25 protein-coding genes are annotated in these 24,511 nt (G+C 32.4%); 2 read left to right on the top strand and 23 right to left on the bottom strand.

All coding sequences use genetic code 11. From position 1 onward, the window contains the following. Positions 1 to 14 precede the first annotated feature (14 nt). The 22 genes from CDV25_RS01220 to CDV25_RS01115 form a co-directional block, all read right to left on the bottom strand. Complete coding sequence (locus CDV25_RS01220; RefSeq protein ID WP_108910426.1) at positions 15 to 419, bottom strand: hypothetical protein; 405 nt, start codon at positions 417 to 419, stop codon at positions 15 to 17. 224 nt (positions 420 to 643) lie between these two features. After that, positions 644 to 1,210, bottom strand: coding sequence for a hypothetical protein (locus CDV25_RS01215; protein WP_108910425.1), 567 nt, complete (start codon positions 1,208 to 1,210; stop codon positions 644 to 646). Between the two features lie 56 nt (positions 1,211 to 1,266). Then, entirely contained in the window at positions 1,267 to 2,757 is a 1,491-nt protein-coding gene (locus CDV25_RS01210; RefSeq protein WP_108910424.1) for a radical SAM/SPASM domain-containing protein, read from the bottom strand. 8 nt (positions 2,758 to 2,765) lie between these two features. After that, complete coding sequence (locus tag CDV25_RS01205) at positions 2,766 to 4,124, bottom strand: radical SAM/SPASM domain-containing protein (RefSeq protein ID WP_108910423.1); 1,359 nt, start codon at positions 4,122 to 4,124, stop codon at positions 2,766 to 2,768. Between the two features lie 2 nt (positions 4,125 to 4,126). Beyond that, positions 4,127 to 4,333 (bottom strand): hypothetical protein, encoded by a 207-nt coding sequence (locus tag CDV25_RS01200; RefSeq protein ID WP_108910422.1) that lies wholly within the window; start codon positions 4,331 to 4,333, stop codon positions 4,127 to 4,129. Between the two features lie 9 nt (positions 4,334 to 4,342). After that, entirely contained in the window at positions 4,343 to 5,893 is a 1,551-nt protein-coding gene (locus CDV25_RS01195; RefSeq protein WP_108910421.1) for a hypothetical protein, read from the bottom strand. Between the two features lie 563 nt (positions 5,894 to 6,456). Next, positions 6,457 to 7,527 carry a sulfotransferase domain-containing protein gene (locus CDV25_RS01190; RefSeq protein ID WP_108910420.1) on the bottom strand — a complete coding sequence of 357 codons (1,071 nt, stop codon included), beginning with the start codon at positions 7,525 to 7,527 and terminating at the stop codon, positions 6,457 to 6,459. Continuing rightward, positions 7,524 to 7,844, bottom strand: coding sequence for a polysaccharide deacetylase WbmS family protein (locus CDV25_RS01185; protein ID WP_162550382.1), 321 nt, complete (start codon positions 7,842 to 7,844; stop codon positions 7,524 to 7,526). Before CDV25_RS01185 ends, CDV25_RS01190 begins: the two co-directional genes overlap by 4 nt. Further along, positions 7,802 to 8,233 carry a polysaccharide deacetylase WbmS family protein gene (locus CDV25_RS01180; protein ID WP_108910418.1) on the bottom strand — a complete coding sequence of 144 codons (432 nt, stop codon included), beginning with the start codon at positions 8,231 to 8,233 and terminating at the stop codon, positions 7,802 to 7,804. Before CDV25_RS01180 ends, CDV25_RS01185 begins: the two co-directional genes overlap by 43 nt. Positions 8,234 to 8,396: 163 nt before the next feature. After that, positions 8,397 to 8,918, bottom strand: a complete 522-nt coding sequence (locus tag CDV25_RS01175) for an acyltransferase (protein WP_108910417.1) — start codon at positions 8,916 to 8,918, stop codon at positions 8,397 to 8,399. After that, entirely contained in the window at positions 8,911 to 9,591 is a 681-nt protein-coding gene (locus tag CDV25_RS01170; protein WP_108910416.1) for a formyltransferase family protein, read from the bottom strand. Before CDV25_RS01170 ends, CDV25_RS01175 begins: the two co-directional genes overlap by 8 nt. 26 nt (positions 9,592 to 9,617) lie before the next feature. Continuing rightward, positions 9,618 to 9,905 (bottom strand): hypothetical protein, encoded by a 288-nt coding sequence (locus CDV25_RS01165; RefSeq protein WP_108910415.1) that lies wholly within the window; start codon positions 9,903 to 9,905, stop codon positions 9,618 to 9,620. Further along, positions 9,863 to 10,177 carry a hypothetical protein gene (locus CDV25_RS01160; protein WP_108910414.1) on the bottom strand — a complete coding sequence of 105 codons (315 nt, stop codon included), beginning with the start codon at positions 10,175 to 10,177 and terminating at the stop codon, positions 9,863 to 9,865. Before CDV25_RS01160 ends, CDV25_RS01165 begins: the two co-directional genes overlap by 43 nt. Before the next feature lie 9 nt (positions 10,178 to 10,186). Next, positions 10,187 to 11,233, bottom strand: a complete 1,047-nt coding sequence (locus tag CDV25_RS01155) for a peptidoglycan bridge formation glycyltransferase FemA/FemB family protein (protein WP_108910413.1) — start codon at positions 11,231 to 11,233, stop codon at positions 10,187 to 10,189. Further along, positions 11,215 to 12,225: a sulfotransferase family protein gene (locus tag CDV25_RS01150; protein WP_108910412.1), complete on the bottom strand. Its 1,011-nt coding sequence runs from the start codon at positions 12,223 to 12,225 to the stop codon at positions 11,215 to 11,217. Before CDV25_RS01150 ends, CDV25_RS01155 begins: the two co-directional genes overlap by 19 nt. A gap of 38 nt (positions 12,226 to 12,263) precedes the next feature. Next, positions 12,264 to 13,088, bottom strand: coding sequence for a methionyl-tRNA formyltransferase (locus CDV25_RS01145; RefSeq protein WP_204161852.1), 825 nt, complete (start codon positions 13,086 to 13,088; stop codon positions 12,264 to 12,266). A gap of 43 nt (positions 13,089 to 13,131) precedes the next feature. Beyond that, entirely contained in the window at positions 13,132 to 13,713 is a 582-nt protein-coding gene (locus tag CDV25_RS01140; RefSeq protein WP_108910411.1) for an acyltransferase, read from the bottom strand. Next, on the bottom strand, positions 13,688 to 14,662 hold the full coding sequence (locus tag CDV25_RS01135; RefSeq protein WP_108910410.1) for a class I SAM-dependent methyltransferase: 975 nt from the start codon (positions 14,660 to 14,662) through the stop codon (positions 13,688 to 13,690). The genes CDV25_RS01140 and CDV25_RS01135 overlap by 26 nt, the downstream gene beginning before the upstream one ends. Continuing rightward, complete coding sequence (asnB, locus tag CDV25_RS01130; RefSeq protein ID WP_108910409.1) at positions 14,655 to 16,676, bottom strand: asparagine synthase (glutamine-hydrolyzing); 2,022 nt, start codon at positions 16,674 to 16,676, stop codon at positions 14,655 to 14,657. The genes CDV25_RS01135 and asnB overlap by 8 nt, the downstream gene beginning before the upstream one ends. Next, a complete protein-coding gene (locus CDV25_RS01125) occupies positions 16,676 to 17,854 on the bottom strand; it encodes a DegT/DnrJ/EryC1/StrS family aminotransferase (RefSeq protein WP_108910408.1) in 1,179 nt (392 codons plus the stop codon). The genes asnB and CDV25_RS01125 overlap by 1 nt, the downstream gene beginning before the upstream one ends. Positions 17,855 to 17,967: 113 nt before the next feature. Then, positions 17,968 to 18,477 carry a hypothetical protein gene (locus CDV25_RS01120; RefSeq protein WP_108910407.1) on the bottom strand — a complete coding sequence of 170 codons (510 nt, stop codon included), beginning with the start codon at positions 18,475 to 18,477 and terminating at the stop codon, positions 17,968 to 17,970. Between the two features lie 138 nt (positions 18,478 to 18,615). Next, complete coding sequence (locus CDV25_RS01115; RefSeq protein ID WP_108910406.1) at positions 18,616 to 19,446, bottom strand: radical SAM/SPASM domain-containing protein; 831 nt, start codon at positions 19,444 to 19,446, stop codon at positions 18,616 to 18,618. A gap of 302 nt (positions 19,447 to 19,748) precedes the next feature. Between CDV25_RS01115 and CDV25_RS01110 the strand changes: the two genes are divergently transcribed. Next, the gene (locus tag CDV25_RS01110) at positions 19,749 to 20,285 is read left to right on the top strand and encodes a superoxide dismutase family protein (RefSeq protein WP_108910405.1); all 537 of its coding nucleotides are present in this window, start codon (positions 19,749 to 19,751) and stop codon (positions 20,283 to 20,285) included. A gap of 90 nt (positions 20,286 to 20,375) precedes the next feature. Here the strand turns inward: CDV25_RS01110 and CDV25_RS01105 are convergent, their stop codons facing one another. After that, positions 20,376 to 22,730 carry a glycosyltransferase family protein gene (locus tag CDV25_RS01105; RefSeq protein WP_108910404.1) on the bottom strand — a complete coding sequence of 785 codons (2,355 nt, stop codon included), beginning with the start codon at positions 22,728 to 22,730 and terminating at the stop codon, positions 20,376 to 20,378. A 211-nt stretch (positions 22,731 to 22,941) separates the two neighbouring features. Between CDV25_RS01105 and CDV25_RS01100 the strand changes: the two genes are divergently transcribed. Further along, complete coding sequence (locus tag CDV25_RS01100; RefSeq protein ID WP_108910403.1) at positions 22,942 to 24,492, top strand: flagellin B; 1,551 nt, start codon at positions 22,942 to 22,944, stop codon at positions 24,490 to 24,492. The last annotated feature ends 19 nt before the right edge of the window (positions 24,493 to 24,511 follow it).

Here is a 24,511-nt window from a genome sequence, read left to right as displayed (position 1 = left end):
ATTCTCCTTGCTCACTATCTTAAAGTGATAGAATATTTGCCCCTAGCATCTAATCCGTTATAAACAAATTTCAAAGGCTTATCTTTATAAAAACACTGTAAAGCAATATTTTTGTAATTCTCGACATAAATGGTTAAACCATCAAAAAAACTAAGATCTTCAATATTTTCATAATTATGTAAGGTTAAAGTTAGTTGATTATCTTCTAGGAGAGATTCTGCTTTTGTACTCATATACATCTTGCAATAACGCAATAATTTTGAAGTCTTTAAAACAAGCAAATTTCCCTTTTCTTGCTCTTCTTTTAAAAACTTAAAGCCTGTTAAATAAAAAGGAAATTTTTTAAGAAGTTCTAAAGTTGTTGGAATATTTTTAGCATTTGCTACATAAAAACTACCAAAATGCTGATAGAAAATCACTACGCAAGATTGATTATAAAAAGTCTCCCAATCTATGCTTTGGATTTGGTAATTGAAAGTTTGAAAAGTAGGTGCAATGCATCCTGTAGAACGATAGCGGGTAAAGAAATAATAATCCCCATCACCACAAAATAGTTTTTGTAAAATAGTAGAAGAGCCTAACTGTCTCCCATCTTGAGTAGAAGTGATATTGCCTGTTAGAGAGATTCTTGGAAATTTTTCAATTACCCAATCATCACTCCATATAAATGCCCCCCCCCCCCCGCAGAGAATAAGTCTGTATGATAAGCTATAGAATCCGGATTGCTTCCATTATGATGAGGGGCAAACCCTATGTTATGTTGCATAGCCTTTGGCTCTCCATTGCCGTGATTAGTAAAAATTGGCAAACTTAAAGAATACTTTGAAAGCATTTCATAAACCTTGAGGGCGTGGGCTCTATCAAAATTATGATGAATATTAAAATCTCCAAAAGCGTGATTAGTATCAATATATCCGCATTTTATATAATCTCTTAAAACATTAGCATAAGGAGTTTCTTTAGAATCTACCTGCAAAGAATCGTAAATAGAAGTATGCAAAGGATTATCTGAATAGAAAAAAATACTTGCTGCAAAATCTAAATCCACACCATAGCCTAAAGGTGTCTTCTCATCGGTATTGAGGTAAGCAATGAGCCAATCTAAGATTTCTTGACTAGTATATTCTGCATCACTAGAGATAGCACACATACCCTTATAAGGATAAGGCACTTCTCGAATATTCTCATAACGCATAGGCAAACTAAACAAAGAATTCTCCTTAAAAAAAATGAAATTATAAATACTCACCTTTGTAATGTCAAGAGTTAATTAATCTTTACAAATTCAATACAAGGTGAAACCACATCTCCATTCTCTTGTTCGATACTGCGATAAGACCACTCTTGACAATCCTTGCAAATCTTCCACTCCTTAAAATCCCCCTTAATTAAATCTAAACGCATTTTTTGTGTAATGAGATTGTTCCAAATAGAATCCATACTCTCTTCATAAAGATTTCCCATAACTTTATTTTCCCAACCAATAGCTCCAGCCATAGTGCAACAAGGCATAACACCTCCATCAGGATTAATATGAATCTCATCCCAGGGTTTTTGACAAGTATAACGGCAAGAAGTATCAAAATTTCTATCGTGACTAACTTCCATTCCTTCATTGTTTTTTTCTACAAGATTCCGCACATAAATTTCATTCACCGCCTTATAAGCTGACCATTTCTGTTTAAACATTTCCACTTCTTCCTGTGCTCCACCTTGCAAGATAATCGATAGGGTAATATAAATATTCACATTACGCTTTTCAATCTTTGCTAAAAAAGATTCAACATTTTTAACAAGCTTTTCAAAATTCCCTCCCCTTGATTTTGCATAAGTTTCAGGAGTCGCCGCATCAATGCTAATAGATAAAGAATCTAGCCTAGATTCCAAAAGTCTATCCGCCATTTCCTCATCAAGCAATAAGCCATTAGTCGTCATCGAAATCCATCGCACACCCACATCTTTACCATATCTAATAAAATCTGGAATCCTCTTATCCACAAGCATTTCACAAGGTCCTACCAAATCAATAATGCTATCGTGTTTTGCGGAATAATCCATAATGGCATAAACAATCTTTTCATCTAAAATTCTATATTCTTTAAAAAAATCTGTTGTGTGTGTTTGCACATATTCTGGAGCAAAGAAGAAGCAAAAGGAACATTTTAAATTACATTTATTAATAGTTCCTAAATTGATATGCACAGGAGCGGGATAAAACTCCTTAACTCGAGTAGTTATATCTAAGGTATTTACAAGATTATCTTCAAAAAATTTCCAATCTTTTGAGAGATTACTAAGGGGTCTCCCCTCCAAAGTAATTCTTTTTGAAGAAAAATTCAATGCTTGAGCTAAGTGCTTATGGAGACTATTACGATATTGAGTAGGAAGCAATTGCTCTTTATAAAATATCTCTATTAACAATCTCTCGGGAGTATGCCCATTAAAAAGCACAAAAAGTGCAACACTATCCACTTGCAAATAAATATTAGGCTTAGGGTAATAATAAAGATTTTCTTTACCTTCCATTGCTTTAGCTAAAAATCTCTGTATAACACCCCTCCCATCGACACCTTGATGCTCTTCATAAAAAATCCCTACCAAAGGGATATTAAGCATTTTAGAATCTATCACCGCTTTGTAGGTCTCTAAACTAAAAAAGGTGCTAACTTCATATTCTTTAACCACCTCTAATCCTAAATTTTTCAAAACTCCAACTTCAAAAGATTTAGTTTTATCTCTACACACTATACATTGCATACCTACTCCTATTCTATATATAAAACTTTTTCTTTTGCCTGTGGCATTTCTTCTTGGGTAAAATCATTATATGCCCACTCATTACAACGTGAGCAAATAGAGAATTCTGTAAAATGTTTCTCCAAATTTTCCTTTCTTAAAATCGAAATACCCTCGCCCCTCCAAATTTCCTCTAAATGATTTTGATACACATTGCCAATGCTAAAAGGATAATGATAAGCACTAGAACTCATCGTGCAACATACACTCACATCCCCATAAGGATTTATCATCATTCTTTGATAAGGAAACATGCAAACACTTCTTTTATGATAATCAATCACCGCATTATTTCTTGTATCTTGACCATTTTCATCAAAAGTTGCTAACTCATTGAAGGTGATACGTTTCACCACATCTCTACAATCACTCCATTTACTTAAATAAAGCTCTTTTTGTTCTTGAGAGCTCATTTCATCAAAAACCAAAACACAAGCTACCTCAAACTCAATATCGGCTCCTTGATTATTAAGGATTCTTGCATACTCTACACATTTTCTAACGCCTCTTTCTACTTTTTCTAAATCCGTTCCTCGAATCTTTTTATAAGTTTCTTTAGTAGCTCCATCTATGCTAATTGTCATTCTGTTTAATCCAGCTTTTAAAAGCTCTATTCCTTTTTGTTCTAGCAAAGTTCCATTGGTTACTAAAGAAATAAGAGGTATTTTTAAATCTTTAGCAAAAGCGACAAAAGAAAAAATCCTATCATCAAGCAACACTTCTCCAGCTGCGGTAAAAGAAACATTAAAAACACCCTTTTTACCGGCATACTCTAACATTTCATAGACTTTATCTTCCCCTAAAACTTGCTTTTGTTTAAAGAAGTTTGTCTTATGAGTTTTTTGGAGTTCTTTAGCATGCAACAAACACATAATACATTTTAAATTACACTCATTAGTAATAGCAATATTTATTTCTGAAGGTGCAGGATAAAACTCCTCTACCTTATCTATTAAATCATATTGGAGTTGTTCTTGTGAGACTTTATATTCACTCCAAGTAAAAGAGCAATTAAAAAGTTTTCTAGATTCATAAAAGAATTTCTTAGAGAGGATTTTAGAATCAATGTTTTTTTCTTTTCTTAAAAAGGTATGGAGTTTTCCTCTTAAGTCTCTATGGATTAGATTATTTCTATAAAGGGATTCTATTTTTAGATTTTCACTTGTAATGTTTTCTCTTAAAGAAAAAAGGGCAAAATCATCAACTTCTGTATAGGTATTAGGTTTAGGATAATAATAGAGATTTTCTTTAGAATTTAGAGCAGTTTTAAAAAAGTCTTTGGCAAAATCTTTTTCTCTTTGTTCTAATAAAGGATAATTAAAAGACACTATTAATGCCCCCCCCCCCCGACTAGAGAATGATGATTAGAATTTATAAACTCTACTTCTTTAAGTGTTGAATACATAGAATCATCAAAGAAATCATTGATAGAAATTTCTTTTAATGTATGAGCATTACTTACTAAGTTAGATAATTGCAAAGCTTCAATAACAGAATGAACTTTACTTCTTTTAAAGTTTAAGATAAAGATTTGCATTATTGATCCTTAAAGATGAGATTGGGGTTGAAATCTAAAAATTTTAAATTTTCCAATATTTGTGAGATAAATTAATTGCGTATCTCCCAAATTTGGTATTAGAGCATCTTCGCTATAAAATTTCAATAAATTTGTATAAAGAATTAATGTGCCTCTTTGGCATAATTTCATCTCATTTAAGAGATATTGCGGAGAGATTCTATGATAATCTCCTTGATAATAATTAGACAAAAAATCCTCTCTATTCTTATAAAACTTACAATAATTAGGCATATGTGGTTCATAAGAAGTAATATAAAAATGTCTTGCGATCTCGTGATCATTACTTAATAAATGGCTATACTCCTTATTAAAATTATTTTGTAAATAAGTGATTAATTCTTCACGAATCTTAATATGCTCTGGCAACTGACGATGAAATTGCGAATTTCTTATATACCATAAAAGCACCAAAATATTGCCAACAATCAAAAGCAAATTTACCCATAAAGGAAACAAAAGCACACATAAAAGACTGGCAAAAGGGATTCCAAATTCAATATACCTTTGTGGTTCTCCTAAAAATCGTGCAACTCTTAAAGAAGTAACCAAAAACGCAAAAAAGCTTGAAGATAACAAAATATACATTATCCAAATCTCTTTTTCAGAAGAATCCCCAACCCACCAATAACCAACTAACACCAAACAAGCAGCAAAAGCCCCAATAAGTACTTCAAAAACGGGATTATTTAATAAATAATTCTTATCCTTTTTAACCCAAAAATCATAAACAAAATCCCTCCAAATACTAAAACGAGCTTTAAAATGACAATCCTTTATCATAAATTTGGCATAATTTCTTTTATGATGAAATTGTGTGCTAAAAAATCTCAAAGCATAGGAATAATTAAAAATAAATAATACAATAACGCTAAGTGGTATCAATAACAATATCTCATAACTTGAAGATAAAATAGCAATAAAAATACTAGAAAATAAAACAAACTGATAAGCAAATTGACTCCCTAAAAGACAACAAAAAACCAGTAGCAAAATTACCACAAATAACTCTACTCCCCCAAAGAGCAAATAAAAATATAAGCTAAAAAGATATCCATAGACTAGCAATAACCCAAAAGCCCTCGCAGAAAGCCCCATAAATTTAGCATTCCATATCACATAAGCAATAGGTAAGGTAATGAAAAGAAGATTAGCTAATAAAATTTCTAAAAAATTCAATTCTAAATCCAAATAAAATGCACAAAGATAAATAAATCCATTAAAACTAAGAATCATTAATCCCATTAATGTGTAGCCAATCCAATTCGCCTTACGTAATAAAAATTCATCACTAAAAAACGAACAAATCCAATGATAAAGTTGGGGACAAACTACAAGGTGTTGATTAAAAACATTAAAGTTAGAGACAAAATAATGCTTATTTTGTTTAATAAATTTTATGAGTTTAAAATGATAGGCGTGATCACTCCCGCCATAAGGATAATCCATATTCTTAACAATGAATAAAAATATGCAAAAACTTCCTAAACACATAATCAACAAAATAGCTATTAAATCCACATTTCACCTTTTTCTTGCAAGTATTTCATAAACTCCACATTCTCCAAAATATTCTCCTACAAAGAATCCCTTTAAGTCTGCATCTACACTATATCGACCATTTTCGCAAATACAGCATCCCTCACTACCAAAACCGATATTTCAGCCCTACAAGTTTGCAAAAACTCTAAAACATTTGGTCGCTGCATTCTGCTGCATAAATTTTACTCTCACCCCGCAGGATTCTAGTTGTCAATATCCTTCATATAAGTTATCCTCAAACCAAATCTATCAGCCAATCTATCTCTAATAGAGTGTAATAAAAACAGAGATTTTAATCTGATTTTCTGTAAGATAAAAGCTTAAAACATCCTTGGGATTGTTTTGGAGAATATAATCTTTGTTTTAGCTTAAAAGCCTTAGAAACTCTGTAAAAACATATAAAATTCTTTTTACCCTATCCATTCCAACATTGCTTAACTTTAGTGTTAATATCTATAAGCAAATATTCCCTAGTAATAATCCTCACTATCTAAACTACCACCTTTTATTATGCACACGTAATTAATTAAAAGCAATGAGAACTATTCTAATAAGAATGCCCCCGCCTCAACAAATGCGTCTTTAGCATTTGCTCGACCATAATTTAAGGCACTATATTGCATAAATAACTCCTCTGTTTTTTTAGTTTGATAAGATTTAATCCAAGCTTCCAAGCGGGTATCTTGTAATACCCTCCAAGAATCTAAACTTAAAAATTCTACTTCATTAGATAATATCTCTTGAAGATATTTTAATTCCTCTAATGTGAGGGAATCGCTTTTATTGCTAATTTGTTGTTTAATTTCTCCTCTACTAAGATATTCAATGGTGCTTATAGAGCTTCCATTGGCTAAAAGCTCGTTATAATAACCTTCTTTATTGATTTCTACTGCCTCACTTTCTAAAACACTATCATAGGAGATATTCAAATACTCCGCAACTTTTTGCATTTCTTTTGGGCGAGTTTGTTTATTTTTAAGGGCGGAAAAAATAATAGGATACTTTTTCTCCCTCTCATAACTTGCCACCCACCAAGAAAAAACAGCTCTTAATGCCTCATCTCTTAAGACTCGTTTCTTCAATGAAAAATTATGCGGATTTTTTTGCCCATAGACATACATTACAAGCATATTTTTCTTAGAAGCTATCATATCAATAGGATTCCTAAGTGTAGTGAGAATCTTGCAATCATATTGTAAAAATACCTGACTACCAAGCATATAAGAGTGATCATCGTGCAGACAATAATAAGAAGTTTTTTCTGGAAATTCTAAATCTAAAAGATGATGAATAGTCTTAATAGCACTCTCTAAAGGAGTATCTCCTAAAATAAGATTCTTAGGATCTAGCTTGTGGGGAAATAACTTTGCTAAAGTTTCTGTCGTAATATCTGGCCACAATCCCTTTTTATCAATAATGGTTGTTTTATGCATTAAGGCATGAAAGAAGTTCTCTTTATCCATTCTTGCGGCATTCAAAGGGAATCCAAAAGGCTTTGAGCAAACAAATTGGATTCTAAAAGGGGCAAAATAAATCTCCTTATGTCCAAAAAGCAGCTGATAAAGTAAAGACGTCCCAGTGCGAGACATAGAATCAATAAAAAGATATTTCACCCTAGTAACCTCTCTAAAACACTCTTAGCACCATTTAAGGAATTCCCACATTTTTCTCTTAACTTTTGAGTATCCTTCATAAAAGGTTTAGCGTTTTCATATTGTTCTAAAGAAGCAGTATTTAAAAAAATATGAATAGGGTGGAATCCAAACATAAAATAGTTATCTCCCCTGATACTACAAATATCAATTTTATCTTCATACATACAAGCTACATCATCTGCCCAATGGTAGGGACATCGAATAAGCTTATCCCAATTCACAAAAGGTTCAATTAATCCCCCCCCCCCGCTACTATTGGGATACAAAGATTGCAATCGTGCGTTATTCCCATAACCTTTGCTTCCATTAAGATTCTACTAGAAACTCCCAAAGAATGACTACGCATAACCTTAGCCTCTGGAACAATGTTTAAATAATATTCCAACACTTTAGCGTAATGATTCCCATAACAAAAATTTCCCTCCAATAAAGGATTAAAATTAGGGTGTATGCCAAGTTCAAAATATGGATTTTCTCTTATTCTATCAAGCAATGGGGTTTGATGAGTAGCAAACCAAGTTACCCTGACATTAGCCTGCTCTAAAATATCAATGCAATATTCTAGCACCGCATCACTTGCCCAATCAATATCAAAAGTTAAAAAAGGTTTTAAAAAAGAATGAGGTATAGAGGGATTAATCTCACTTACTAATCCAAAATTCATAAACTTAATTCTCTCCCTATAAAACATTACGCTTTAGCATTATATCAAGAATTTCTTAATAAAAATCTCAAGCCTAAGCCTTAATTGCCTAGAAGCAATACTAATATTTTTAAAATACAATCAATAATTTTATTACGATATCTTACTCTATTTTACTCTCCTTTTAATCTTTTAAACCTCTAAGTTTTCTTATGGGAACTCCTGCATAAACACTATAAGGTTCTGTATCTTTATTGACTAATGCACCAGCTCCTATAATACTACCCTCTGCAATCCTAACACCACCTAAAATTATAGCGTTTGCGCCAACCCAAACATCTGATTCTAAAATTACTGGCTTAGAAAAAATGCAATTTTTAACACTCTTTAAATCCTTTAAAAGGCTATTATTAGGGTTTGAATCTGCAATAATAGTTATATTTGTTGCAAGTGCACACCTATCACCTATAACAACCAAAGGTTCATAATTATCACTTATCATTAATCCTCTATTAATAACTGCCCCTCCCCCCACAGAGACATTACTAAGTCTAAAAAATATCTTCCTCATTCTATTATCAGGGTGTTCGCAACCCAAATAACGTAACAATTTCAATGGCAATCCCTCCGCCATAGCTTTTATCTCATTCATAGAATAAACTTCCCAATTAAACATAATTTCTTGTATAAGTGCAACTTTATTCATTATTTTCCTTTATCAATAATTTGTAATCTAAGGGATTAAAAAATTTCACATTCTTACAATCTAAAGATAAAGAGGGAGTAAAACCTAAAGCACTCTTATTAAAACTCTCTAAGCCCTTAAAATCATTTCCTAAAGATACTTTTAAAACAAAATCCAAATATAAAACCGCTTGATTAACAAAGAGCCTATGCCTAAAGCTTGAAAAATCCGTATCACTCTTTCTTAAAGCACATCTTGCTACAATCTCTCCGCTATCAACTTCTTTTGTTGCATAATGAATAGTAGCCCCATAAATCTCATCACAACTTTCAAAGGATCTTTGCAATGCCCTCAAACCAATATATTTAGGGAGCAATGAAGGATGGCAATTAAACATTTTCTTATCCTCTTCACCAAAATACTCCAACAATTTATACCGCAAAATCTTACAACAAGATAAAAAAATAAAATCTACCCTGTTAGCCATCAACCACTTTAATGCCAAGCTTTCAAATTTTCTAGAATCTGTTGCACAAAATATCTTAGCCTTTGAATAATCCCTAAAATCAGACATCATTCCACATTCCCTATCAGAAAACAATAAGATATTATCTACATTATCCAATAAATTCCTATTTTGGTAAATAAACTTAAAAAACGAGCCATTTCCTGTGCAAAAAAACCCAATATTCATAAAACTCCCTATTTTAAATACTAATATTATCCATTCAAATCAAGGATAGTCGTGTAATAAAATAGCTTTTTTAGAAAAATATTTTTTACAAATTTCAAAATAATAACAAGGGTTGGCATAATACAAATTTTCACCTCTAAAGCCACCCTATCTGTAAGCATATTGAAGCTAAAACCTTTGTAAGATTTCTCATTTATATTATGGACCTCCGCTAAAATATAATTTCTCCATTGTAATTCTTGATCATCAAAAATATTAAAAACTCCCGAAGTTATATAATAATCTGCATAATGTGTAATAAGATTATTTTCCAAAAATTTCGCATTTTTCCCGGATTATGCTTTTGTATAAATTCATTAGCTACTTTTATCATCACTTCAGATATATCATAACCAAAATATTTTTTTAAAGATATATTTTTATTCCGCATAAATCCATACAAAGCACCATATCCACCCCTCCCCCCACAGTCTATTTTCATAGGATATAACCCGCAAAAATTTTGAAAAACACAAATTTTGGAAATCTTTACGCTTCCACCCCACACTCTTACTATCAATGCCATATATTTTAAGCGCATTGTCATACCAGTTTTTTACTCTCTAATTCCATACTTTTCGCCTAAACATTTAAAAGGTAGCACATAAAAATAAGGATATTCCGCTAATAATTCCTCTTTAGAAGAATTTAAAATATCTTTATTGTTCAATAACGTGTAGTAATAATAAATCCTATCACAAGTGCCAAATTTTGATTTAAACCTATAAACTCCATCTTGCAATGCCCAAGTGCCACCAAAATTCCACCATTTATATCCCTTATCATACGCTTCATTCATTGCTCTAAAAATAATTAGAGGCAATGCTTGTAATGTGCGATATTCACTAAGTAAAGCGGGTGTATAATATTCCACTACATTACCACAATAGAAGCATAAAAGTGCAGCAATAGCCCTTCCTTGAAATTCCGCTACATAAAGCTTATATTCTTTGTCATTGCAATACTTTAAAAGTCTTTTAAAAAACTCTTTTGGCTTAGGGATACCATTAATGCTTGTTATATTATAAAAATGTGTTTGATAAAGAAATTCAAAATTTTGACTTAACTTGACACTAACTCCACTCCTAAGGGCTTTAGCTATATTCCTTCTAGCACTTGCAGCAAAGCTTTTTAGTAACTCTTGTTCTGGCAATAAAGGAGTTATTTGTCCAATCCTGCTATCAATAAAATCATATAATAAGGGGGTATAACGTATTTGAGTATTTTTAGTGTAAGTTTGAAAAATTAAATCTTCCAAGGGATTAGTGATATAAGTAGAGCTTGCAAAATCTCTTGAATACTCCTTATAAACCTCTAAAAGCCTATTTCTTGATTCATCATTATCTGCTAAGATTCCCCCATTACTCCCAAAAAATGGTAAAGAATTCAAAACTTCACCATATTTACCTCCTCTCAACATCAAGGGCAAAATCCCACAAATCCTATCTTTATTAATTGCCATTAAATAATGAGATTTACATTCTAAAACATCCTCCAATAGCCTCTTAAAGGATAGAGAATAATACATCATAGCACAATCACAACGATTCAAAAAGTCATTATACTTCGAAGCAAATGCAGCATTTAAGAGGCTAATTTGCATATTAGCCTCTTATTTTGACAAACTAAGAGAGTGTATGTATCTACACCTCTATTTGCCCCCCCCCCCGCAGATTCGGAGGTTGGATTTAACCAATCATTCACATTAAAATCAACAAGTTTTGCCAAAAGTCTAATATCTTCACCAAAAACTCCCTGTAGGAATTCCACACACCCTTCTGGGATATCCTCTTTTATAGTTTTAATATTATTTTTTAGTTGTGAAAATCTTTCCCTTTGCTCTCCATTATCAATAATAACTTCTTCTTTGCGGATAGAATTCATTAGCTGCATAAAGTTTGCATCCCCGAAATATGTTCTAAGCTCTTTTTGTAATTTCACATCAACCACACTTAAGCTCGTATAATTAGGAGCATAAGAGGGAACAAAACCCTTATTCTTTAATCCTAAAAACTCATAAACTTGAGTTAAAGGAGCAAGATTAGCATTGGATAAAACTTCAGATTTGATACATAAAATTTGTTCTTTTGGGAAAAATTCTAAAAATTCCTTGAGTTGTTTAGCATAAAATCCTCTTCCTGTATAATCATAAGGAGCAATTTCTCTCCAAATGCCTTGAGTATTCTTTATCCTTGTCTTTTCATTAATAAGAGCCTCTTTAAAACTCATAGTTTCTAAGCCCTGCAAAGCAGTGAAGCGATAATTAGCCCACGCTCTTTGTATCGGGTTTCTTAACATAAAAATAAATTTCATCTTAGGAAAATCTTTAGCAATTCTTTGTGCCACTTCTCTACCACCATAGAGATAAGAAGAGGATCGTTCTCCTATTGCGATTTTATCCTCTGTTGCATCGCTAAAATAATAATCTAAATACCATTTTATCCCCTTAACATATTCCCAACTTTTATAATAATAATGAGGTTCTGGGATCCTCTGTTTTGGTAAATAAACTTCAGGATGTTGAATGAGGAGTTCATAAAGAAAGCTCGTTCCACTAGCTGAAGAACCGCCGATAATAAAATTAGGCACTTTCATAAAATCCCCCTAAGCTACAAGAGGGGGACAAATAAATGCTAGATTGCCCCCCCCCCCGCAGAATCATCAGTATTATTAAAAATTTTAGAATCAATATATGCTTTTTCTATGACTAATCTTTTGCCATCACGGGTTTTAATAAATGCTCCGGGATAAGGAGAGCTTTGAGCACGAATAAAATTATATAGCTGTTGTGCATTTAAACTAAAATCAATCTCACCATCTTCTAATGTTCTTTGCGGATAATACCTTGCTTTACCCTTTTGCTTAGTAAAGGTAATAGGCTTAGAAAATAAATCTAAACTCATTGTTATCGCAAGTTTTTCTGCTTTTTTTAACACCTCAGCTATACTATCTTCAAAATCAATAACAAAACTTCTTTGATGGATAATATCACCACAATCCATTGCTTCATTCATCCTAAAGAGCGTAACACCACTTTCTCTCTCACCCTCTATTATTGCCCATACCAATGGAGCACCACCGGCATATTTTGGCAAAAGCGAATTATGAAATCCAAATGCCCCCATTTTACTTAAAGAATAGATCTGATAAGGAATTTTATAATACCAATTAGCTACTAGAAAAAAATCAACAGAATAATCTTTAATTTTATTTTTATAGGATAAAAGCGTATTTGTTGGACTTTCAACCCAATAAAGAGGGACATCATACTCTCTAGCTAAAGAAGAAAAATCAAAAAAATGACAATTTCTTACTTTCTCTTTTGCATAAGAAATAGAAAAATATTCAGGGATAGAAAAAATTGCTTTAGGTAAATAGCCCCTTTTTAAAAGGTTTTCTAAAATAGCTTTACTAAAATATGTAGTTCCAAAAAAAATATAAGACAACTGCTCTTTCACGCCACCCTCCTACGCAACAAGAGGGTATGTGCTACAAAAGTCTCTAAATACCCCCCCCCCCGCTAAACTCTTCTTTAAAATTTCTGCATTCCATATTTTTAGATTCTCCTATCTTTTTTGCTGGGATCCCAGCAACTTTTGTATAAGGTGGAACATCACAATTTACAAAACTGCACGCCCCAACAACTGCTCCTTTAGAGATTCTGACACCCTGTGTTATTACAACATTTGGACCTATATAGCAATGATCTTCAATGACAACAAGATCATATTCATAAGATTTTTCTCCCCCACTAAAAGCCCATTTCACACTATTATGCGTATAAATATGCACTCCAGCAGAAATAGAACAAAAACTTCCAATCTCTAATCCTCCACTCCCATCTAAGATGCAAAAAGGTCCCACAAAGGTATTCTTTCCCACTTTTACATCTCCAAAAATATATACATTATCATAACAGCTACTTCCCTCTCCCCAACCTAAATTTCTAGCCTTTATTATTCTATCATTAAAATACTCACTCACAGGCAAAACACGATTATAAGCAACTTTTTTCTGATATCGCAAAAAAGAAAAAATTCTTAAAATCTTTTTTAATCTAGTATTTCGCAAATCTTGCTCCAAAACAAGCCTCCTCGACGTGAAAATGCAATAATTCAAGATTATTCTCTACTCCCATTTGTTGAAACTCCTCTTGTGTATAACGTTTAGCATTACTTGGTGAATACCAATCAAAATTTGTTATTACCGAAGTATCCCAACCTAATTCCTCATTATAAAAACATTTTAAAAAATTCCAATAAATAAATCGCTGTATATCGTATTTCCCTCCTTTGATACCAAGTAATGGAATTGCTGGAGATTCAAACTCCACCTTCAATGCTTGTAATCTCTTCCCAAGCTCGCTTAATTGCTCACTCATATCTCTTAATTCCTGATAAGAAAGTTCTTTACATTTAACTCTAAAATAATCATCCACTAACTCACGCGGCAAGGCTTTCTTGGCATAAACATAACAAGCAAAATGCCCCCCCCCCCGACTAGCATTAGATTCTTTTAATATTCGTGAAAGCTCACAAAAGGTTGCTTCGGGCTTTTGTGTATGCATAATAACTGCGTGACAACTTACATAATCAATCACCCCGTCTTTAAAAGGTGTATTAGCAATATCCCCTTTGATAAAATAAATATTAGGAATGCTTTTATATTTCTGTGCTGCGACACTAATGGCATCAGAAATATCCATTCCAACAATAAGCGTTTGTGGTGCTAAAGATGCAAACCATTCACAAAGATAACCCAATCCACAACCGGCATCAAAAACTATAGATTGTTGTTGCAAAAAAGATGCTAAATCTTGCTCATCCTTAAATCCATAAAGCTTTAGATACCATTGCTTTTGAAAATCCCATAAGGCTTGCTGCTCCTTTTCTTTCACATCCTTATTGTAAGTTACCCACTTTTCACTAAAAACATCTGCAGTTTGCAATTGATTATATTCTTTAATCTCATCAAGCAAATTAACAAAGTTCCCATTAAAAACTACCTTGTCCCTAAAAATATCCTCAAGCATTATATTCTCCTAAATGAATTTGACACCATTCATTAAAATTCAATAAAGACCAAATAAGCAAACGATAATTCTGCTTTCCTTCTAAATGGTCATTAATTAAATTATAACAAGTTTTATAATCTAAATAATGGAATATTAAAGAATCCTTACAAAATAACTTCTGTTTAACAAAATCTATACTCTCTCCGCTAAACCAACTTCCATCTGGGCTAGAGAAGCCTTTTTTTGCCCCTTCTACAACTTCTTTTGGTATAAACGCACTAGCCATTTTTCTAAAAATCATTTTATTATTTTTAGTTTGCAAAAAGCGATTTTGTCTTTTTTGCATTAAATTATTTTCATCTATCTTCTTTACATCCTCAAAATTTGACAATTTCAACGATAAAGGAATCTTTTGTGCAAAATCCACCAAATCATTATCTAAAAATGGAACTCTAACCTCTAAAGAATGTGCCATAGAGAGTTTATCTTCCACCATTAAAAGCCCGTGCAAAAAAGTCTTTGATTCAAAATATAAGGAATTATTAATATACTCTTCTTCGCAAGAGGGATTAACATTTGCTCCTTTTAAGATATTTTCAAAAATATCTCTTGTCCATACACTATTAACTTTATTAGCAATAGGAGCAAAAAGTTTTTTTAATTGACTATTAGGAACAAGTCTTTGCCAAAAAAGATAATATTCCTCAACATAATGTTTAAAATCTTTATTCTTTATCCCTCTATAATATCTCCAAGGATATCCCCCAAATAACTCATCTCCACCACAACCAGATAGCACAACACCCACAAACTTACTCGCTAATTTCGCTGCATAGAAATTTGGATAACTCTGCCCAACTCTAGGCTCTTCTAAATGATAAGTAAAATCCCTTAAACATCTCTCCATATCACCACTTTTTAATACCATCTCATAATGCTCTGTTTTAAACAAGTAAGAAAGGTATTCGCTAATCTCCCTTTCATCAAACCCAAGTTCTATCCCTCTTGCAGAAGTTAAATCAAAACCAATAGAAAAAGTATTTAAATAAGGTAAAAACCTTGAAGCAACTCCACAAATACTACTGCTATCAATACCTCCACTTAAATAACCCCCAACTAAGACATCAGCTTGTAACTGCCTTTTAATAGCTGAAATAAATAGTCGCTCTAGCTCAACAATATACTCTCTCTCATCCTTTAAATTCCAACAACTCTCAAAACAAAAATCCCAATAACACTTTTTTATCAAAGTTTTTGATCGCAAATCAATCTCTAAATAATGTCCTGCTTCAAGTAATTTAATATCCGTAAAAAAAGTTTTATTAGTAAAAATATTTTGAAAAGTAAAATATTCCAAAAGTGCCTCACAATCTACTTGTGGATTACTCTCACAATAAGCTAAAATAGCCTTACTCTCACTAGCAAAGATTAAATTGTTTTCATTATCTAATTGATAATAAAGAGGCTTAATTCCATACCTATCGCGTATTAAAAAAAACTTCTTAGCAAAATTATCATAAAGTGCTAAAGCAAACATTCCATTAAACTTATTAATACACTCAATCCCCCATTTGGCATAGGCATAAATAATAACTTCTGTATCACTTTGCGTATAAAATTGGTAACCCAATTGCTCTAACTCTGTGCGAATTTCTTTAAAATTATAAATTTCTCCATTATAACTCACCCAAAGATTTTTAGACAAATCACTCATTGGCTGATGCCCTGCAGGAGTCGTATCAATAATAGATAATCTACGATGCCCAAGAAAAATATCCCAATCGTGAGCATTAATCTCTTTAACACTCATAGCTTCCTGAATAGGAGGCAAAAGAGGAGAAAGAGTTTTGAACTTCTCATCACTAAAAGCCTGATAAAAAGAAATTTTCGAACTATGATGCAATCCTGTATGAAAAAATAAATAACCTGCATCATCTGGACCTCTGTGCTTAAGTAAATTAACCATTTTTACAAGATTATTGGTTTTAATAGTTTTGTGCTTTAAAGAAACTACTCCAACAACGCCACACATTAACCAAATACCTTTTTGAATGAATTTATTAAATAATCAAACTCACTCTCACTCATTTGTGGATACAATGGTAAAGATATAGAGAGCCTATCAGCCGCTAAAGAAGTCAAGTAGTCATCCTCTTTAAAATAATATTTATCACAATAATATTTTAAGGTATGCACTGCGTGTGTGCCTTGTCTTGTAGAAATCCCTAAAGATTCTAATTTTTGCATAAAAATATTTCTTTTTTTATTATATTTAGCAATCATTTCTAAGGTTAATCCCTCATAAGAAGGGGAAAAAAGAACTACATAACTTTGATAGCTGTGTTTAAAATTTTCTGGCGTTTGCGGCAAAAGCAATAAAGGAAAATCGGCTAAAGCTTCATTATACCATTGTGCGATTTTTCTTCTAGCTTGCATAATCTTTTGTGCCTTATTCATTTGTGCTACACCCAAAGCCCCCTGCATATCAGTAAGCCTATAATTGTAACCTAAGATATTAAAATTAGGAAGTAAAGAACCACCTTCTTGGAGATGTCGCTCTAAGTCTGATTTACTTGCTCCATGATCTCTTAAACATCTTGCTTTTTCTGCAAGAGTTTGAATACCAGTAACTAGCATTCCTCCTTCACCTGTGCTAATTGCTTTTCTAGGATGAAAGCTAAAACAACCACAATCACCAAAACTTCCGCTATGTTTCGTCCCAATCCAAGAATCAAAGCCACAGGCGCAATCTTCAATAACTTTTAGCTTGTATTCCTTAGCTAGCTCCATAATTTTAGGCATATTTGCACATAATCCAAAAAGATGCACAGGCATTATAGCCTTGATATCAGTGTTATTAACAACAATATCTTCAAGCTTTTGAATATCCAAATTAAAACTTCTTAAATCAATATCACAAAAAATTGGAGTAGCCCCAACATATTCGATAGCATTTGCAGAAGCTACATAAGTAAAAGAAGGGACTATTACCTTATCGCCCCTTTTAATTCCCAATGCTATCAATCCCAAATGCAAAGCCGTAGTACAATTACTAGAAGCAACTGTATAAGGTATTTTTGTATGGGCAGAAAATTTTTCTTCAAATTCTTTCACAAAAGGACCTTGCACAACCCAACCGCTTTGCAAAGGTTTTATTATTATTTTCTCTTCTTCATCATCAAAGTAAGGCTTACTAATAGGGATCTTCATTTTTTCTCCATAAAATTTTATTAAAATTCCTTTTTTTTAAAATCTTTAACAGTAAGACTTTTATCTCTCATCTTTCTTCAATATAACGATTCTTAAAAGGATTTTGCACATCATCACACAAACATTTCATAGATAGGATTCTCTAAATTCATAAACACATTATACTCACTATACCAATCCTTTAAGTTTTTAGAAAACTCTAAACTATAAAATCCTGCGAAAAAACCATTATTTTGCAAATAACTCTTTTGTATAATATGATAAGCCATACCGATACTTGAAATACTACCTATACATATAGACTTAAGCTCACTTGAAGAAAATCCACCATTTAAAATAATATCTTTTAAAGAGAAATATTGATTTTGTAAATCCACTACAAAAATCTTTCTATCAAAATCAACTAATATCCATTGATTACTCACAAAAACTCCATTTATTACATACCCACAATACCTATTGTTATAGCAATTTAATCCTGTAATACGACACAGGATTTTAAGAAAATACAAAATTTTAAAAATACTCGTAGCAATAGAACCACACTCCATCAGTAGATTGCTAGAAACTAGTCTCTGCATCCACTCATTTAAGATACAATTATGGTCTGTATATCCATACATAAATATCCTCAATAGTGCAACAAAAAGCTCAAGAATTTTTTCTTGATATACAATAACTTGGAATGAAAGAGAATCACTATATTATTCATAAAAAAATACAAAACACTAATCATCAATCTACTTTATGTATTAATTTTATTAATTAAAAACTTTATGCACTATTTGCCCATTTTTCTTATTCCACACCTCACCACAAGTATGCCCACTCCACTGATCACAAGGAAAGCATTTTGAATCTGGGTATTCCTCTCGTATTTTTTTCATAACTTCACTATGCCACACTTCTTTAATACTAGACTCATTCAAATTAATTTCTCTACAAGTTTCCCAAATATGATTACAACGACTAAAATACCCATCACTACTTACAACGAAAGTATGCACTAATTTTGGGCAAAAATGACGCTTTTTGCCTCTCTCTTTTTGAGTTTTTCCAAACTCTCCATCAATAGTATGCTGCTTATACAATCTAATACTATCAAAACCGAGTAAAATTGAGCTATTAGCACATTCATCAAGATATTTATTGGTTGTCTTTTCAGTATCCACAAAAGAGATTTGAAAAGTCGTTTGACAATTTTTAGGCTTATTCTCTATTAGAAACAAAGCATTTTTATATCCAATGTCTGTATGAATACTAAAAGTTATAAATTCACATTGATAAAATATTTTACAATTTTCCTTACTCATAAAATGCCCATTGGTAGATAAATGTATCTTTAAACCCTTGTCTATAGCATATTGTAAGAGTATAGAAAACTTCTTATGCAAACAGCTCTCCCCCCTCCAAAAAGGAAGAATAGTTGCTTTTGGGTTCTCTACAACAACTTCATCAATCAATTTTTTAAAAAGACCTTCCTCCATAAATCCATCTTTATCGCCTATATAATGTCTAGGACACATAAAACAAGCAAGATTACAAAGCGGGGTAAGCTCTAAAACAATACGAGAAGGAAAAGATTGAATCATATCTCACCTAATATCTGTTAAAAATATTAAATAAATACTCTCTACAGTTCATAATAATTTTACTTCAAGCGTTTTAATTATACCATATAATTACAAAAAGTAAGTCTCAACTAGTCTCTAAATTAACCCCTTAGCTATAGCTAAAATTAATAACTTTATTTATTATTGTATATTTTAACATATTACTAAATGTATCATCTTAAATTTCAATAGAGGAAATAAAACAAGATTTTCAGAAATAATTAATATATTTTTCTGTAGAATCTCGGACTTAAAATTATATGACTATAAGGAATTTATTAATGAAAAAAATGATTTTTATCTCTTTGGCAGCAACAACTTTACTCTTTGCAGAAAATACAGAAATGTTTAATCCAAAAGATTCTAAACATATTACTATCAAATTAGATATGCTCAATAAAAGTGGAAGTACACCAATAGGCGAAGTTGTAGCTGTGCAAACAAAATATGGTGTCGCATTCTATCCAAATCTAACAAATTTAGAACCTGGTTTGCATGGTTTCCATGTACATGAAAAACCAGATTGCGGAGCAACAGAAAAAGGCTTAGGCTTGAAAGCAGGAGGGCATTGGGACCCTAAAAAAACAGGAGAGCATTCGTTTCCTTGGGACGACAAAGGACACAAAGGAGACTTACCAGCACTCTATGTTGATAAAGATGGTAAAGCAACCAATCCTGTTTTATCGCCAAAAATCAAGACACTCGAAGAATTAAAAAATCATGCTTTAATGGTGCATGTTGGGGGAGATAACCATCATGACTACCCAGCTAAACTTGGTGGTGGTGGAGCAAGAATAGCTTGTGGAGTAATCCAATAACACCAGGGATTTGCTAAACAAATCCCCTACCTTTTATGGATATTCTAAACTCTACCCATAACTCTCAATAAAAAAGAAAATATTTTTGTCTCATTTTAAAATATTCTGAAAATCTTTAGCACTAAGTATTTGCTGAACCCTATGCAGTTCTTGTAACTCTATAGCAATAGCTTTTGCAATCTTATTCCTAAGTTTAGAATTATCAATCAATGAGGATAAAAACTCTATATATTGGTGGGGAGTATAAGCAAAAGTTTGACGAAATACGCCTGCACTATTACCGCCATCTTCTTCAAAAATATCAGGATATTTAGGAAGAAATACCGCATAAAGATCATTATAAATTTCACTATCTTTATAATAAGGTAAGAGCCTAAAAATAGGTTTTTTGACGAATACCCACACACTCCCAACAAGATCAAGAGACTTTTCCTTAACTTCTAAAGTTATATCCGTTAAAATTTCAACATTGCAATCATCTTCAACCTCTAAAATTTCACATTTTAACTTTGGGAGTTTTGATAATACTGATCGATTTTTCTTATGGTAAAGTAATACCATATCATCTAAATCCAATAATTCCCTGAAATTTTTTAAATTCTCATCTATTGCATCCACATTTTTAATATAAGTTAAAACTTTAGTAGAATATTTTAAATCTACAAGCTCTTGAGGATATTTTTGCTCTTGAAATTTATCATAATATCCTCTTAAATCAAGGCATATCCACGCCTTTCCTTTTGTCATAAACTCACTTAAACTCTCTCCTTGTGCTAATGGAAAAGTATCACAAAATATATCAATAATATGCCCATAAATATGCGGATCTACAAAGCCGGGCATAAAAAATCTCTCACTAATACCTAGTTTTTCTACTTTCTCCCTCATTACTGGGATATTCCCTGTGCCTGCTGCAATAAAAATAGTATTAGAATGCTCCTTCATCACTTCAGCGATACATTGCAGATATCTATCGCTATCGACCTTTACAAGCCTTCCAATAACTCCAAGCACTATGGTATCTCTTGCAATAGGATATTTAGCTTTTTCTGCATCTATTGCCTCTTTGGTTCGTGGAGGATTATAAAACTTGTCTCTATCCATAGGCACAGCAATTAAATCAAATTTATAGGTTCCATCTAAAGCACAATGGGTCATTCTCTCATCAATACCTACTATATCATATCTACCATTACCATGACTCCAAAAAATTTGCTTAGGCGCACTTCTAGTAGCAAATACAAAATCACTAGCGTCCATACCCACCGTAGAGATTAAAATATCAATCCCCTCATCAAGAATAGCTTGTCTTAAAAGCATAGCCCTTTGCAAATGGGAGTAATAATAAGTATATTCGCTAATAAGCTTAAAAGCAGGGGAGATTACAGGGATACCTATTTCACAAAAACTTTGCATAATGGATAAAGAATCTTGGCTTTTTTGGATATAAGACATAGAAAAAATAACGATCTCATATTTTTTCCTAAAAGCTTCATCTTGCATTAATGCCTTACATAAAGAATATTCCACCTTATAAGGAGAATTTTCTACAATTCTATCTTTTAAGATCCCAATGCGAATCTTTCTGCCCTTGCTATTATCGATTTTTTCTTTACATTGTGGCAAAGTTTTACCATATTCTACAAAATAAGGTTCAATAAGTTTTATAACCTCATCATTATATTGTTGCCAATCTTCTTGATTTTGTGCGGAATTTCCAAATTTATGGTAAATATAAAACTCCATATACATCGCTAAATCAAGATTCCCCATCTCTAAAAACTTTTTTAAAGTTCCTAACCAGCAAGGATAATTATCTATCCATTTAAGATTATTTAAATAATGTTTCACATTCCAAAAACAATGCATACTCCATAAAAACACACTTTTTTTATGCAAATCATCTAAACTCCAATAATACTCCCCTTCTAAGGCTTCTCTTTGTAATTTTAAAATCCAATCAATGGGAACTTCATAATAAAATAAAAAGCTTGTAACAAAAGGGTCTAGTTCTATCATATAGTTTTCACGAATACTTAAATAAATAATATTAGAAAAAAAGCTCTCTATGGCTTTCTCCCTTTGTCCATTAAGTAAATAAGCAACACTTAAAAAATCTATAAATAAAAGCCGCTCATAATCTGATAAGCTCGTATCCCTTATATAAGGGATACACATTTGTATATATTTATCAAATCTCTCATCCCTTAGAGCCTCATCAAAGATTCCATAAGCCCATAATAAATCTCTCTCTAAAACATCACCTTTTAATAAAACTATTTCTAAAGCTTTATTCCGCAAAAGAGTAATAATTTCCGTTTTTTTTGCCACATCTAATGTTTTTTGCCATTCTTGCCCAAATGCACGAATAAGCATTGAGACTTCTTTTAACTCTTGTTTGTTCGTTGCTACCTCTAAGCGAGTGAGAATTTCTTGTGTTTGCATTGATAATCTTGCCATTTTTGTATTTTTAGTAAAAATTGCGATATTGTAACAAAACTTTAATAATGCTTCCTTTAATTCTTAATTTCTTAAAACTTCTTCTTGTCAATTCTCATAATTATCCCGCCAATAGCCTAAAAATAGAAATAAAATAAAAAATGGAATGGCTATTGCTTATTATGCCTTTGAAAAATATTTTTGCAAAGGATGCACAATGAGTTTTAGGATAAATACAAATGTTAATGCACTCAATGCACATACATCTGGTATTGTTAATAACAGAAATATGTCAGAAGCACTTGAAAAATTAAGCACCGGTTTAAGAATCAATAAAGCAGCCGATGATGCTTCAGGTATGGCAATTGCTGATAGCTTACGTTCTCAAGCATCAGCATTAGGACAGGCAACAAGAAATGCTAATGATGCCATTGGTATGATTCAAACTGCCGATAAGGCTATGGATGAGCAAATCAAGATTCTAGATACCATTAAAGCCAAAGCTACACAAGCAGCTCAAGATGGTCAAACCACCACTACAAGAAACGCTCTTCAAAGTGATATTTTACGTCTGTTAGAAGAATTAGACAATATCGCAAATACTACAAGCTTCAATGGTCAGCAAATGCTCTCTGGTGCTTTTACTAATAAAGAATTCCAAATTGGGGCGTATTCTAATACAACCGTCAAAGCTTCTATTCAACCAACACAATCCCACAAAATAGGGCATGTTCGCTATGAAACAGCAGCGGAAATGTCTGTAAGTGCGGGTGCGGGTAGCCTTAATGAAGTTACATTAAAATTCCTCAATACTGATGGAACTAATAATTACTCTATAGAATCTATAAAGATTTCGACAAGTGCTGGAACAGGTATTGGGGCTTTAGCAGAAGCTATCAATAAAAACTCGGATGTTTTAGGCGTTAGGGCTTCCCATAAAGTTATAGGACAAGGAGCACAAGCTATTGGTTCAGGGACTATTAGAGGATTAGTGATTAATGGAGTTGCTATTGGGGATATTAATGATGTTCAAAAAAATGATAATGACGGAAGGTTAATTAATGCCATTAACGCCCAAAAAGAAAGAACAGGCGTTCAAGCCTCTTTAAGCATCTCTGGAGCTTTACAACTTACAAGTAGAGATGGTAGAGCCATTTCTATGCGAGCAACAAGTGGTTCTTCCATCATTGGTGGAGGCTCATTTGCCGGTATTTCAGGGACAACTCACGCTATCGTTGGTCGTTTAACGCTTATTCGTTTAAACGCTAGAGATATTCTAGTCTCTGGAACAAATTTCTCCCAAGTAGGTCTTCACTCTGGTGCAGCAAATATTCAACAAAATTCAGGATTAGCCCAATATACAGTTAATCTAAGAAGCGTTAATGGGGAATTTAATGCCAATGTCGCTTCGGCTATTGGAGCTAATGCTAATACTTCTATGGGAGTAGTCAATGCTAATGGGATTGGAGCAGGAGTTACAAGCTTAATAGGAGCAATGGCGGTTATGGATATGGCACAATCTGCACAAGAACATTTAGACAAAATTCGTGCGGATTTAGGTTCAGTACAACAACAACTTGTCGTAACTATTAATAACATCACCGTAACGCAAGTTAATGTTAAAGCAGCAGAATCTCAAATCCGTGATACAGACTTTGCAGAAGAATCATCGAATTTCTCAAAAACAAATATCCTAGCACAATCAGGAAATTTCGCGATGGCACAGGCTAACCAAGTACAACAAAATGTTCTTAGACTCTTACAATAACTCCTAAGCTCTTTTGAGC

This window comes from Helicobacter apodemus (assembly GCF_003097575.1).
Classification (GTDB): Bacteria; Campylobacterota; Campylobacteria; order Campylobacterales; family Helicobacteraceae; genus Helicobacter_D; species Helicobacter_D apodemus.
Note: the sequence above shows the minus strand (reverse complement) of the source record. Positions and strands in the feature narration are given on the sequence as shown.

Bases quoted from the DNA above. Each gene is read 5' to 3' on its own strand.
- CDV25_RS01210 (WP_108910424.1), bottom strand. From the start codon at position 2,757: ATGCAATGTATAGTGTGTAGAGATAAAACTAAATCTTTTGAAGTTGGA.
- CDV25_RS01200 (WP_108910422.1), bottom strand. From the start codon at position 4,333: ATGCAAATCTTTATCTTAAACTTTAAAAGAAGTAAAGTTCATTCTGTT.
- CDV25_RS01180 (WP_108910418.1), bottom strand. From the start codon at position 8,233: ATGAATTTTGGATTAGTAAGTGAGATTAATCCCTCTATACCTCATTCT.
- CDV25_RS01175 (WP_108910417.1), bottom strand. From the start codon at position 8,918: ATGAATAAAGTTGCACTTATACAAGAAATTATGTTTAATTGGGAAGTT.
- CDV25_RS01170 (WP_108910416.1), bottom strand. From the start codon at position 9,591: ATGAATATTGGGTTTTTTTGCACAGGAAATGGCTCGTTTTTTAAGTTT.
- CDV25_RS01160 (WP_108910414.1), bottom strand. From the start codon at position 10,177: ATGACAATGCGCTTAAAATATATGGCATTGATAGTAAGAGTGTGGGGT.
- CDV25_RS01155 (WP_108910413.1), bottom strand. From the start codon at position 11,233: ATGCAAATTAGCCTCTTAAATGCTGCATTTGCTTCGAAGTATAATGAC.
- CDV25_RS01150 (WP_108910412.1), bottom strand. From the start codon at position 12,225: ATGAAAGTGCCTAATTTTATTATCGGCGGTTCTTCAGCTAGTGGAACG.
- CDV25_RS01135 (WP_108910410.1), bottom strand. From the start codon at position 14,662: ATGCTTGAGGATATTTTTAGGGACAAGGTAGTTTTTAATGGGAACTTT.
- asnB (WP_108910409.1), bottom strand. From the start codon at position 16,676: ATGTGTGGCGTTGTTGGAGTAGTTTCTTTAAAGCACAAAACTATTAAA.
- CDV25_RS01125 (WP_108910408.1), bottom strand. From the start codon at position 17,854: ATGAAGATCCCTATTAGTAAGCCTTACTTTGATGATGAAGAAGAGAAA.
- CDV25_RS01120 (WP_108910407.1), bottom strand. From the start codon at position 18,477: ATGTATGGATATACAGACCATAATTGTATCTTAAATGAGTGGATGCAG.
- CDV25_RS01115 (WP_108910406.1), bottom strand. From the start codon at position 19,446: ATGATTCAATCTTTTCCTTCTCGTATTGTTTTAGAGCTTACCCCGCTT.
- CDV25_RS01110 (WP_108910405.1), top strand. From the start codon at position 19,749: ATGAAAAAAATGATTTTTATCTCTTTGGCAGCAACAACTTTACTCTTT.
- CDV25_RS01105 (WP_108910404.1), bottom strand. From the start codon at position 22,730: ATGCAAACACAAGAAATTCTCACTCGCTTAGAGGTAGCAACGAACAAA.
- CDV25_RS01100 (WP_108910403.1), top strand. From the start codon at position 22,942: ATGAGTTTTAGGATAAATACAAATGTTAATGCACTCAATGCACATACA.